The 12,821-nt window shown below is 70.3% G+C and carries 9 protein-coding genes; 5 read left to right on the top strand and 4 right to left on the bottom strand.

Features of this window, described 5'->3' with window-relative positions:
- The 4 genes from AC1DYN_RS17120 to AC1DYN_RS17105 form a co-directional block, all read left to right on the top strand.
- The coding region (locus AC1DYN_RS17120) for a HAMP domain-containing protein (RefSeq protein ID WP_477961637.1) at positions 1-4,356 on the top strand (4,356 nt) is incomplete at its 5' end.
- Complete coding sequence (locus tag AC1DYN_RS17115; protein ID WP_477961635.1) at positions 4,353-6,518, top strand: response regulator; 2,166 nt, start codon at positions 4,353-4,355, stop codon at positions 6,516-6,518. The genes AC1DYN_RS17120 and AC1DYN_RS17115, both read left to right, overlap by 4 nt.
- Before the next feature lie 56 nt (positions 6,519-6,574).
- Positions 6,575-6,958: a hypothetical protein gene (locus tag AC1DYN_RS17110; protein WP_477961633.1), complete on the top strand. Its 384-nt coding sequence runs from the start codon at positions 6,575-6,577 to the stop codon at positions 6,956-6,958.
- A gap of 102 nt (positions 6,959-7,060) precedes the next feature.
- On the top strand, positions 7,061-7,831 hold the full coding sequence (locus tag AC1DYN_RS17105) for an alpha/beta fold hydrolase (protein ID WP_477961632.1): 771 nt from the start codon (positions 7,061-7,063) through the stop codon (positions 7,829-7,831).
- A gap of 11 nt (positions 7,832-7,842) precedes the next feature.
- On the opposite strand, the gene AC1DYN_RS17100 is transcribed toward AC1DYN_RS17105, so the two are convergent.
- The 3 genes from AC1DYN_RS17100 to AC1DYN_RS17090 are packed head-to-tail and all read right to left on the bottom strand — an operon-like array spanning position 7,843 to position 10,669.
- Complete coding sequence (locus AC1DYN_RS17100; protein WP_477961631.1) at positions 7,843-8,574, bottom strand: substrate-binding periplasmic protein; 732 nt, start codon at positions 8,572-8,574, stop codon at positions 7,843-7,845.
- Positions 8,575-8,601: 27 nt separating this feature from the next.
- Positions 8,602-9,942, bottom strand: coding sequence for a diguanylate cyclase domain-containing protein (locus AC1DYN_RS17095; RefSeq protein WP_477961630.1), 1,341 nt, complete (start codon positions 9,940-9,942; stop codon positions 8,602-8,604).
- Positions 9,914-10,669: a substrate-binding periplasmic protein gene (locus AC1DYN_RS17090; RefSeq protein WP_477961628.1), complete on the bottom strand. Its 756-nt coding sequence runs from the start codon at positions 10,667-10,669 to the stop codon at positions 9,914-9,916. Before AC1DYN_RS17090 ends, AC1DYN_RS17095 begins: the two co-directional genes overlap by 29 nt.
- A gap of 141 nt (positions 10,670-10,810) precedes the next feature.
- Here AC1DYN_RS17090 and upp point away from each other — a divergent pair, with 141 nt between their 5' ends.
- On the top strand, positions 10,811-11,443 hold the full coding sequence (gene upp / locus AC1DYN_RS17085) for a uracil phosphoribosyltransferase (protein ID WP_477961626.1): 633 nt from the start codon (positions 10,811-10,813) through the stop codon (positions 11,441-11,443).
- 60 nt (positions 11,444-11,503) lie between these two features.
- Here the strand turns inward: upp and AC1DYN_RS17080 are convergent, their stop codons facing one another.
- Positions 11,504-12,820: a sensor histidine kinase gene (locus AC1DYN_RS17080; RefSeq protein ID WP_477961624.1), complete on the bottom strand. Its 1,317-nt coding sequence runs from the start codon at positions 12,818-12,820 to the stop codon at positions 11,504-11,506.
- Position 12,821 lies beyond the last annotated feature (1 nt).

Raw genomic sequence — 12,821 nt, 5'->3', positions numbered from 1 at the left:
GACCTGACCGAGTCGGTCAACTTCATGGCCGGCAACCTGACCAGCCAGGTGCGCAACATCGCCGAGGTGACCACCGCGGTCGCGGCCGGCGACCTGTCCAAGAAGATCACCGTCGACGTGAAGGGCGAGATCTCCGAGCTGAAGAACACCATCAACACGATGGTCGACCAGCTGTCGTCGTTCGCCGCCGAGGTGACGCGCGTCGCGCGCGAGGTGGGCACCGAAGGCAAGCTGGGCGGCCAGGCCGACGTGCAAGGCGTCGCCGGCACCTGGAAAGACCTGACCGAGTCGGTCAACTCGATGGCGTCCAACCTGACCAGCCAGGTGCGCAACATCGCCGACGTGACCAAGGCGGTGGCCGCCGGTGACCTGTCCAAGAAGATCACCGTCGACGTGAAGGGCGAGATCTCCGAGCTGAAGAACACCATCAACACGATGGTCGACCAGCTGCGCTCCTTCGCCGCCGAGGTGACGCGCGTGGCGCGCGAGGTCGGCACCGAGGGCAAGCTGGGCGGCCAGGCCGACGTTCAGGGCGTGGCCGGCACCTGGAAGGACCTGACCGAATCGGTCAACTTCATGGCCGGCAACCTGACCTCGCAGGTGCGCAACATCGCCGACGTGACCAAGGCGGTGGCGGCCGGCGACCTGTCCAAGAAGATCACCGTCGACGTGAAGGGCGAGATCTCCGAGCTGAAGAACACCGTCAACACGATGGTCGACCAGCTGCGCTCCTTCGCCGCCGAGGTGACGCGCGTCGCGCTGGAGGTGGGCACCGAGGGCAAGCTGGGCGGCCAGGCCGACGTGCAGGGCGTGGCCGGCACCTGGAAGGACCTGACCGACTCGGTGAACCTGATGGCGTCCAACCTGACCAGCCAGGTGCGCAACATCGCCGACGTGACCAAGGCGGTGGCCGCCGGCGACCTGTCCAAGAAGATCACCGTCGACGTSAAGGGCGAGATCCTGGAGCTGAAGGCRACCATCAACACGATGGTCGACCAGCTGTCGTCGTTCGCCGCCGAGGTGACGCGCGTCGCGCGCGAGGTCGGCACCGAAGGCCGGCTCGGYGGCCAGGCCSAGGTGMRSGRCGTGTCCGGCACCTGGAAGGACCTGACCGACAACGTGAACTTCATGGCCGGCAACCTGACCGGCCAGGTGCGCGGCATCGCCAAGGTGGTGACGGCCGTGGCCAACGGCGACCTGCAGCAGAAGCTGACGGTGGAGGCCAAGGGCGAGATCGCCGCGCTGGCCGAGACCATCAACAGCATGACCGACACGCTGGCCACCTTCGCCGACCAGGTGACGACGGTGGCGCGCGAGGTGGGCGTCGAAGGCAAGCTGGGCGGCCAGGCCAAGGTGCCGGGCGCGGCCGGCACCTGGAAGGGCCTGACCGAGAACGTCAACCAGCTGGCGGCCAACCTGACCACCCAGGTGCGCGCGATCGCCGAGGTGGCGACCGCGGTGACGCAGGGCGACCTGACGCGCTCGATCACGGTGGAGGCGCAAGGCGAGGTGGCCGCGCTGAAGGACACCATCAACGAGATGATCCGCAACCTGAAGGACACCACGCAGAAGAACACCGAGCAGGACTGGCTGAAGACCAACCTCGCGAAGTTCAGCCGCATGCTGCAGGGCCAGAAGGACCTGCTGACGGTGGGCCAGCTGATCCTGTCCGAGCTGGCGCCGGTGGTCGGCGCGCAGCAGGCCGAGTTCTACGTGCTGACCAGCACCGGCCTCGGCCCGCGCCTGAAGCTGTTCGGCAGCTACGCGTCGGGTGGCCAGGCCTCGCACGGCAAGGAGGTCGACCTGGGCCAGGGCCTGGTCGGCCAGTGCGCGGTCGAGAAGACCAAGATCCTGCTGACCAACGTGCCGGGCACCGCCTTCCGCATCGCCACCGGCCTCAGCGAAGGCGCGGCGCTGGACATCCTGGTGCTGCCCATCGTGTTCGAGGGCGAGGTGCGCGGCGTGCTGGAGCTGGCCTCGCTGGAGCGCTTCAACCCGGCGCACCAGGCCTTCCTCGACCAGCTGACCGAATCGATCGGCATCGTGATCAACACGATCAGCGCCAACATGCGCACCGAAGACCTGCTGACGCAGTCGCAGTCGCTGGCCGAGGAGCTGCAGAGCCGCCAGCAGGAACTGCAGCAGACCAACGAGGAGCTGCAGGAGAAGGCGCGGCTGCTGGTGCACCAGAACCAGGAGGTCGAGCGCAAGAACCAGGAGGTCGAGCAGGCCCGCCAGGCGCTGGAAGAAAAGGCCGAGCAGCTGGCGCTGACCTCGAAGTACAAGTCGGAGTTCCTGGCCAACATGTCGCACGAGCTGCGCACGCCGCTGAACAGCCTGCTGATCCTGTCCGACCAGCTGTGCAAGAACGGCGACGGCAACCTGACGCCGCGCCAGGTGGAGTTCGCCAAGACCATCCACCTGTCCGGCAACGACCTGCTGATGCTGATCAACGACATCCTCGACCTGTCGAAGATCGAATCGGGCACGGTGGCGGTCGACGTCTCCGAGCTGCGGCTCGAAGACCTGCAGCGCTCGGTGGACCGCAGCTTCCGCCACGTCGCCGAATCGCGCCACGTCGGCTTCGAGATCGGCGCGGCGACACCGCTGCCCAAGACCATCGTCACCGACGTCAAGCGGCTGCAGCAGATCATCAAGAACCTGCTGTCGAACGCCTTCAAGTTCACGCACCAGGGCTCGGTGCGGCTGACGATGGAGATCGTCGACGGCGGCTGGTCGCGCGACAACGAAGACCTGAACCGCGCCGCGCAGGTGCTGGCCTTCTCGGTCACCGACACCGGCATCGGCATCTCGCCGGACAAGCAGCAGATCATCTTCGAGGCCTTCCAGCAGGCCGACGGCTCCACGTCGCGCAAGTACGGCGGCACGGGCCTGGGCCTGGCGATCAGCCGCGAGCTGGCCCGGCTGCTGGGCGGCGAGATCCGCCTCGTGAGCGCACCGGCCCAGGGCAGCACCTTCACGCTGTACCTGCCGCAGAGCTACAGCCCGACGCGCAGCCCGCGCCACGGCCGCAGCGCGCCGCCGAGCGTGATCGGCGAGGCGCTGCCGGCGCTGGAGCGGCCGCGCCACGTGCCCGAGCCGCTGCCGCGCAGCGAACCGGTGGAGGCCGCCGACGAGGGCGCGGCCGCCAACAACCCGGCCAACGACGACCGCGCCGACATCCTGCTCGGCGACAAGGTGCTGCTGATCGTCGAGAACGACCTGGCCTTCGCCGACGTGCTGCTGCAGGCGGCGCGGCGCGTCGGCTTCAAGGGGCTGGTGAGCGCGAGCGGTGCCGCGGCGCTGGCGATGACGCGCGACTTCCAGCCGGCGGTCATCACGCTCGACATCTTCCTGCCCGACATGGAAGGCTGGCGCATCCTCGAGCGGCTGAAGTCCGACCTGGCGACACGCCACATCCCGGTGTGCGTGGTGTCGACCGACGACTCGCGCGAGCGCGCGCTGCGCTCGGGCGCGGTCGGCTTCCTGACCAAGCCGCTGCAGTCGGTGGACGAGGTCGAGGAGGCGCTCGGCCACCTGCACGAGTTCGCCGACCGGCGCAAGAAGCGGCTGCTGGTGATGATGGCCGACACGCCGGTGCGCGCCGAGTTCCTGGCCGCGCTCGACACCGAGACCGACATCGTGCTGGCCGCGCAGCCGGACGAGGCGCGCGAGCGCATCGCCCACGGCAGCATCGACTGCCTGATCACCGACGGCAGCGTGGCCGAGTTCGGGCCCGAGGACGTGATCGAGTCGCTCGAGTCGCGGCCGCTCGCGCGCCAGATGCCGATCGTGCTGGCCAGCGCCGACCCGGGCGTGTGCAGCAGCTGGGAGCGCGGCCACAGCGCCTTCGCGCTGCGCCGCGCCGACACGCTGGAACGCATGCTGGATGCGTCGGCCTTCTTCCTGCACCGCGGCGAGGCCACGATGTCGGAGGAGGAGCGCCGCTCGGCGCACGAGCTGCACGACGCCGACCGGCGGCTCGAAGGCCGCAAGGTGCTGATCGTCGACGACGACATGCGCAACATCTTCGCGCTCGCGACGGTGCTGGACAGCCACGGCATGGTGATCGTCTCGGCCGAGAACGGGCGCGACGCGATCCGGCTGGTCGAGACCGACCCGAGCATCGACATCGTGCTGATGGACATCATGATGCCGGAGATGGACGGCATGGAGACGATGCGCCAGATGCGCCGGCTGCCGCGCGGCAAGGAGCTGCCGCTGATCGCGGTGACGGCCAAGGCGATGAAGGGAGACCGCGAGAAATGCATCGACGCCGGGGCCTGGGACTACCTGTCCAAGCCGGTCGACACGGCCTACCTGCTGGTCGTGCTGCGCGGCTGGCTGAGCCAGTGAGCACGCCCGACGACTTCGACACCAGGGTCAACATCCTGGTCGTCGACGACCTGCCGGAGAAGCTGCTGGTCTTCAGCACCGTGCTGGAGGAGCTGGGGCAGAACCTCGTCTTCGTGCGCTCGGGCCGCGAGGCGCTGCGCGAGGTGCTGCAGCGCGAGTTCGCGGTGATCCTGCTCGACGTCAACATGCCCGACATCGACGGCTTCGAGACCGCGTCGCTGATCCGCCAGTACAAGCGCTCGGTCGACACGCCGATCATCTTCATCACCTCGTACGCCGACGAGATGCAGACCGAGCGCGGCTATGCGCTGGGCGCGGTCGACTACATCCAGTCGCCTGTGGTGCCGCACATCCTGCGCAGCAAGGTGCGGGTGTTCGTGCGGCTGTTCGCGATGCAGCGGCAGATCCGCCGCCAGGCCGATGCGCACGCGGCGATGGTGGCGGCCGAGGCCGCGCGGCGCGCCGCCGAGGACAACGACCGGCGCTCGGCCTTCCTGGCCGACGCGAGCCGGGTGCTGAGCGGCTCGCTGCAGGCCGAGGTATGCGTGCATGCGCTGGCCCAGCTGCTGGTGCCGGCGATGGCCAGTGCCGCGGTGGTGCTGCCGGGCGACGAGGCCGGCCCGCGCCAGAAGCTGGTGTTGGCGGACGCGCGCGGGCTGCACAGCCGCGTGCTGGGTTCGCTGGCCCCGCCGCTGTCGGCCGCGCTCGCGTCGGCGCTGGTGCAGCGCCGCGCGGTGGCGCTGGACGGCGCGGCGCTGGCGGCGCTGGACGACAGCGCCTTCGGCGACGAACGCGGCGTGCAGCGTCCCTGGCACGCCGCGAGCGCCGTGCCGCTGATCAACGGCGACCGGCTGCTGGGCGCGCTGCTGGTGGCCACCGACGACGCGGCGCACACGCCCGACTGGCGCGTGCTCGACGACCTGGCGGCGCGCGCCGCCGCGGCGCTGGAGAACGCGATCCTGTACGGCAGCCTGCAGACCGAGATCGTCGAGCGCCGCGCCGCCGAGATGCAGCTGCAGGAGGCGGGCCGCCGCAAGGACGAGTTCCTCGCGATGCTGTCGCACGAGCTGCGCAACCCGCTGGCGCCGATCCGCACCGCACTCGAGGTGATCCGCCGCATCGCACCGCCGGACCCGAAGTTCACCTGGGCCGCCGACATCATGGTGCGGCAGCTGAAGCAGATGACGCGGCTGATCGAGGAACTGCTCGACGTCGCCCGCATCAGCCAGGGCAAGATCGTGCTGAGCCGCGAGAAGGTCGACCTGAACGCGGTGATCCACCAGAGCGTCGAGACCGCGCAGCCGCTGATCGATGCGCGCGAGCAGAGCCTGCACGTGGCGCCGCTGGCCGAGCCGATGTGGCTGCACGGCGATTTCGCGCGGCTCGCGCAGATCGTCTCCAACCTGCTGAACAACGCGTCGAAGTACAGCGAGAAGGGCACGCGCATCGAGCTGGTGGCGAGCGCGTCGGCGCAGGGCGCGGTGATCCGCGTCAAGGACCAGGGCATCGGCATCGACGCCCAGCTGCTGCCGCGCATCTTCGACCTGTTCACGCAGGGCTCGCGCACGCTCGACCGCGCGCAGGGCGGCCTCGGCGTCGGCCTGACGCTGGCCCAGCGGCTGGCGCAGATGCATGGCGGCAGCCTGGAAGCGGCCAGCAACGGCGTGGGCCATGGGGCCGAGTTCACGCTGCGCCTGCCGGGCATCGCGCTGGTGCGCAACGGCGACGCGGCGGGGACGCCGCAGGAGGACGGCAGCGCCGGCCACGCCCGCGTGCTGGTGGTCGACGACAACCACGATGCGGCGCACAGCGTCGCGCACCTGCTGTCGCTGAGCGGGCACGAGGTGCGCACCGCCGGCGACGGCGGCGAGGCGCTGGAACTGGCGGCCAGCTTCGAGCCCGAGGTGGTGGTGCTGGACATCGGCCTGCCGGTGCTCGACGGCTACGAGGTCGCGGCGCGGCTGCGCTCGATGGCGTCGACGCGCGGCGCGCTGCTGCTGGCGCTGACCGGCTACGGCCAGCAGGACGACCGCAACCGCGCCGAGGCGGCCGGCTTCGACCACCACTTCGTGAAACCGGCCGACCCGGCCGCCTTGCAGCGCTGCATCGACGCCTGGTTGCGCAAACGCGTGACATCCGCCGCAAGCCGGACCAGCGCCTGACGGAACCGCGGCGCGCCGGCCGTCACCCACCGGCTCGTGCAGCTGGAGGCCGGGCGATGGACGGATGGCGAGGGTATGGGTGGTTGTCGTGGTGGCGCGCGCTGTGGGACGACGCTGCGCCGCAGCGCCGGAAGAAGGCACCGGCCGTGCCGCGCACCCGCAAGGAACTGCTGCTGCAACGGCTGGACGAGGAGTACGGCCACCGTGTCGCCGGCTCGCAGCACGTGGTGCGCACGCTGCGCCGCTGGCTCGACGACCTGCACGGCCACCTCGACCTGTCGCACTGCGAGCACACGGCGGTGCGCCAGCTGCCCCGGGACCTGGCAGACGACGTCGTCGCCTACGTGCGCGACAACAGCCGGCGTGACCAGCTGCGCATCACGCTGCCGCCGGGGCTGAGCCAGCAGTACGGCTGGTGGTCAGCCTACGGCTTGGGCTGAGGCCGTGTCGGCGCGCGTCCTACAGCACGTTCCTCTTTTGACCGATAGCCAGGGCGCGGGCAGCGCCGTAGTCTGGCCCCATCGTCTTCGAGGAGCGCCCCGATGCCCCCCAGCACCGACACCTGTTCACCGGCCGCCGCGCTCGGCCTGGCGCCGATGCCGCCGGTGGGCCGGCCCGCGGTCAGCCTGCTGCTCAGCGAACCCTGGCGCGCCGCCCTCGAACTGCTGACCCACAAGATCGGCCGCAGCGCGAACGCGAAGACACCCCGCGGCGACGGCCACCCGGTGGTGATCTTCCCGGGCCTGGCGGCCGACGGCTCGGCGGTCGAACCGCTGCGCGCCCATTGCGAAGCGCTGGGCTACACCGCCTTCGACTGGGGCCGCGGCCTGAACATCGGCCCGCGCGGCGATGTCGACGACTGGATCGCCAAGCTCGCCGCCCACGTGGAAGACCTGCTGGCGCCGCACGAGGGCCGCGCGACGCTGATCGGCTGGAGCCTCGGTGGCCTGTACGCCCGCGAACTGGGCAAGCTGATGGCGCCCAGGGTGCGCCGCGTCATCACCATCGGCACGCCCTTCAACGCCGAGGCCGACCACAGCCACGTCGGCTGGCTGTACCGGCTGCTCAACGGCGCGCCGGCCCGGCTCGACCCCGAGATGAGCCTGCGCCTGCGCACCCCGCCGCCTGTACCCACCGTCTCGATCTACAGCCGCAACGACGGCATCGTCGCGTGGCAGACCTGCACCCATGGCGAGAGCGAACGCGCGTCGGCCCTGGTGCGCGACGTCGAGGTCGACAGCAGCCACATCGGCATGGTGTGGAACCCGCGCGTCCTGGGCGCCGTCGGCGAGCTGCTCGCCGCGCCCCACTGAGCCGGCCCGGTTCAGCGCTTGGCCGCCATCAGGCGCGCCACCGTGCCGTCGGCCTTCAGCTTGTCGAACGCCACGCGCGTGCGCGCCACCACCTCGTCCGGCGTCGCCTTGCTGTAGGCCATGAACAGCCCGGTCGACAGCGCATCCAGCGTGTAGACCTTCTCCAGCATCGCGTAGTCGATGTGTGCCTCTTCGCACAGCGCGATCGCGTCGCGCTCGGGCATCGGCAGCAGCTGCACCTGGCGGTTCACCAGCTTGCGGAAGTTGTCGCCGTTCTGCGCCGACACCACCAGCCGCTTGAAGCCCTGCGCCTGCAGGAACTGGTGGCGCACGTCGTCGCGCATCACGCCGACGCTGTAGGCCTTGGCGTCCTGCAGCGTGTGCACGACGACCTCGGTGTCGGTGCGCAGCTTGTACAGGTGGTACTCGATGCGCATGAACTCGCCGGCCCACTTGAACTGCGCCTCGCGCAGCGGCGTGCGCGCGATCATGAAGATCAGCACGTTCGGCTCCTGCAGCGCCATGTCGTAGGCGCGCGCCCAGGGGTAGATGGCGGCGCGGTAGTCGCTGAAGCCGGCGCGCTGCATCGTCGCCGCGACCACCTCGCTGGCCGGCCCGGCCACCCTGCCGCCGCTCAGGTAGGTGTACGACGAATCCTCGGTCACGCCCTTGATGGCCTGGGCCGAGGCCAGCGCGGCGGCGCATGACAGCGCGGCAGCCAGGACGGTGTGAACGAGGTTCATCGGCATCCTCCAGTCGTCAAGATGCGGTCAGGCGGCCACACGGTTGCGCCCCTGGCGCTTGGCGCGGTACAGTGCCTGGTCGGCGCGGTGCAGCAGCGCGTCGAAACGGTCCATCGTGTCGGGATCGAACTGCGCGACGCCGATGCTCAGCGTCACGTGCGGCGCCACCTGCGAGGCGGCGTGCGGGATCTCGCGCTCGGCCAGCGCACGGCACAGCCGCTCGGCGGCCTCGTGTGCCTGCTCCGCATCGACCGCCGGCAACAGCACCGCGAACTCCTCGCCGCCGATGCGTGCCGCCAGCTCGCCGGCGCGCGCGAAGGTCTGGCGCAGCGTCTGCGCGACGATGCGCAGGCATTCGTCGCCGACCGCGTGGCCGTAGGTGTCGTTGTAGCGCTTGAAGAAGTCGACGTCGCACAGCAGCACCGACAGCGGCTGCGCCAGGCGCTGCGCGCGGCGGAATTCGACGTCCTTGATCTCGTCGAAGTGGCGGCGGTTGGCCAGGCCGGTCAGCGGGTCGCTGCGCGACAGCTCTTCCAGCTGCACGTTGGCGGCGCGCAGTTCGGCGGTCTGCTCGTCGACCAGCTCGGCCAGCCGGTCGCGGTGCGCGGCCAGGTCGCGCTCGTCCTGGCGTTGCCGCGCCAGGTAGTCCGACAGGTTGCCTTGCAACTGGTTGACGCCGGCCTCCAGCAGGCTCAGCTCGTCGCGCCGGCCCGGCTTGCGCTGCAGGCGCAGCGCGTGGTCCAGCGTCTCGGGCGTGAGCTCGTCGAGGTGGCGCGCCACCTGCCGCACGTGCACCGTGACCGTGCGGTGGAACATCCACATGACCAGCCCCGCCAGCAGCAGCGACTGGATCACCTGCGTGACGACGATGCCGGCCAGCTCGCCGCGCAGCCGCTCCCACAGCACGCGCTCGTCGCCTTCGAGCGTCAGTTCGCCGACCACCTCCGAGGCGCCCGGGTAGGGCTCGTAGACCAGCTTGCGCTGCAGCACCGGCGCACGCGCCGACGCTTGCGCGCCCTCGCGCTTCTGCGCCATCACCTCGGTGGTGCGGCCGTTCTGCTGCAGCCGCAGCTCGATGCGGCCGACCGGGTTGACCTGCGCGACGCCGGCCACGTGGGTCTGCAACGCGTCGCGGTCCATTTCCCAGATCGCCTTCGACAGCGTGCGCTGGAACACCTGGTCGATCAGCGTCAGCTCGGCCGTCATCGCCGCCAGGTTGGATTGCCAGGCCGACCAGGTGCGCACCGCGACGGCCGCCAGCGTGAAGACGATGCCGAAGGCCAGCGTGGCCAGCACCAGCTGCCGGCCCAGCGACCCGGGCGGGCCGCCCGGCGCCGGCTCAGAGCCACTTCTTCTGGAGGCTCTCATAGGTGCCGTTCTTCTTGATCGTCTCCAAGCCCTTGCGGAAACGTTCGACCACGGCGTCGGGGGTCTTCAGGCTGAAGGCCATGTCCAGCCCGCCTTCGCTGCCCAGGTCGGTCAGCGCGACACTGCGCAGCACGGTGCGGGCCGGGTCGTCGCCGGCCTGGCGCACCAGGTACATCGCGTTCAGTTCGTTGGCGATCCACAGGTCGACGCGGCCGCCCTTGAGCTTCTCGTAGTTCAGCTCGTAGCGGTTGCTCGACTGCAGGTTGCGGCCGATCTGGAACCCCTTGGCGACCAGGTACTGCTCGCCGGCGTCCTCGTTGACGGTGGCGACCTGGTACCTGCGGGCGTCCTCCAGCGTCTTCACCGGCAGCTTGCGTTCGTTCAGCGAGAACAGGTACCAGTGCGTCGGCGCGATCACGCCGACCCACTTGAAGAGCTTCTCGCGCTGCGGCGTGCGCGTGATCGAGTAGATCAGCACGTTCTCGCCGTTCAGCGCGATGTCGTAGGCACGCGCCCAGGGCATCACCTGGATCGGCACGCCGCCCATCCCGGTCTCCTTCAGCACCGCCTGCACGACCTCGGTGCCCAGGCCGGTGACCTGGCCGTTGTGCGTCATGTTGTACGGCGGCAGCTCCTCGGTGACGATGCGCAGCTCCTGCGCCGCGGCTGCGAACGGCAGCAGGGACAGCGCGAGGGCGAGACAGCGGAACGACGGGGCGAAGGGCATGCAGGGCTCGGCGGGACGAGGGGACGTCTGTTTTTCGCCCCCGTCCTGGCGGACTTGAGCGCGCGGCCGGGGTGAACGTGACGAAATGCTGGTTCCATCCGGCCGGAGCCGATATAACTGACACACCCCCGAGGAGAGCCCATGACCGCACCCGTGCACCACATCACGCATCCGCTGATCCAGCACAAGCTGACGCTGATGCGCCAGAAGGACCGCAGCACCAACAGCTTCCGCCGCCTGCTCAACGAGATCAGCATGCTGATGGCCTACGAGGTCACGCGCGACATGCCGACGCAGATGATCGAGATCGAGACGCCGCTCGAGACCATGCAGGCGCCGGTGATCGACGGCAAGAAGACGGTGTTCGTCAGCATCATGCGGGCCGGTGCCGGCTTCCTGGACGGCATGCTCAACGTGGTGCCGGGCGCGCGCATCGGCCACGTCGGCCTGTACCGCGACCCGAAGACGCTGGTGGCGGTGGAGTACTACTTCAAGATGCCGGCCGACATGCACGAGCGCGATGCGATCGTGCTGGACCCGATGCTGGCCACCGGCAACTCGGCGGTGGCGGCGGTCGACCGGTTGAAGGAGACGCGGCCGAAGTCGATCCGCTTCGTGTGCCTGCTGGCCGCGCCCGAGGGGCTGAAGAACTTCCAGGCGTCGCATCCGGACGTGCCGGTGTACACCGCGGCGATCGACCGGCAGCTGAACGAGCACGGCTACATCGTGCCGGGGCTCGGCGATGCCGGCGACCGGTTGTTCGGCACCAAGTAATACCCCCGGATTGGCATCCGGGCTACGAACACTGGGTAGCCCGGATGCCAATCCGGGATGTCACCCAGGAAGCGTCAACGCCACCCGCAACCCGCCCTCCGGCCGGTTCTGCAGCGTGATGCGCCCGCCATGCGCCTCGGCGATCTCGCGCGCCAACGCCAGCCCGAGCCCGGTCCCGGCGCGCTTGGTCGAGTAGAACGGCAGCAGCGCCTGCGCCAGCACCGTGTCGCTCATGCCGGGCCCGCGGTCGGCCACCTCGAAGCGCAACTCCTGCCGCGCCGCGCCGATCGACAGCGTCACGCCCTGCGGTGCGCCGCCGGCCTCGTGCGCGTTCTTCAGCAGGTTGATCAGCGCCTGCTCCACCTGCGCCGCGTCGAACACCCCCGGCTGCACCGGCAGCTCGCCGACGTGCGTGAACGGGTACTGCGCCGACAGCGTCGCGAGGAACGGCGCCCACGCCACCGGCTCGAGCCGCGGCGCCGGCAGCTTCGCGAAGCGCGCATAGCCGTCGAGGAAGCCATGCAGGTGCCGCGCGCGCTCGCCGATGGTCGCGAACACCTCCTGCAGCCGCGCCGCCTCGCCGCGCCGCGCCAGCTCGGCCCCGCTGTGCGCCAGCGACGAGATCGGCGCCAGCGAGTTGTTCAGCTCGTGGCTGATGACCCGGATCACGCGCTTCCAGGTCGCCACCTCCTGGCGCGACAGCTCGCGCGTCATGCGGCGGAACAGCAGCAGCCGGTGCGGTCGCCCCTGCAGCCGGAACTCGCGCTGCGACAGGTGGAAAGTCTCGTCGCTGCCGTCCAGCGTGACGCTGAACAGCGCGTCGGTGCCCTCCTCGACCGCGCGCACCAGCGCCGCCGGCAAGGCCTGCAGCAGTTCGCCGAAGTCGCTGCCCTCGAGGCTGCGGCCCCCGCCCAGCAGCTGCCGCGCCGCGATGTTGGCGTAGGCCACGCGCTGGCGCAGGTCGGTCAGAACCAGCGCGACCGGCGTGTTCTGCACGACGGTGTCGAGCAGCAGCTCGCGCTGCGCCAGGTGCTGGCGCTGGTCGCGCAGCGCCTCGCCGAGCGCGTTGTGCTGGCGCACCAGCGCGCCCAGTTCGCCGCCGTGGGCATCGGCGATCGAGACGCTGAAGTCGCCGTCGCGGTAGCTCAGCACCGCGCTTTCCAGCGAGCGCAGCAGGTGCTTCAGCGGCGCCAGCAGGCGCGTCGCAGCCCAGCCGGCGATGCCGACGGCCAGCAGCACAGCCAGGCCCCACGACAGCGCAGCGCTCGCGCCCCAGCGGACCGTCGCCGCCTCGGCCGCGGCCTGCAGCAAGGCACCTGTCGCCAGCGCCGCCAGCAGGGCCAGCACGAAACGAAGGCGCAGGCTCGGGCGAAGCATG

This window comes from Rhizobacter sp. P2_D12 (assembly GCF_056404395.1).
This window is presented reverse-complemented; position numbering and strand designations above follow the sequence as displayed.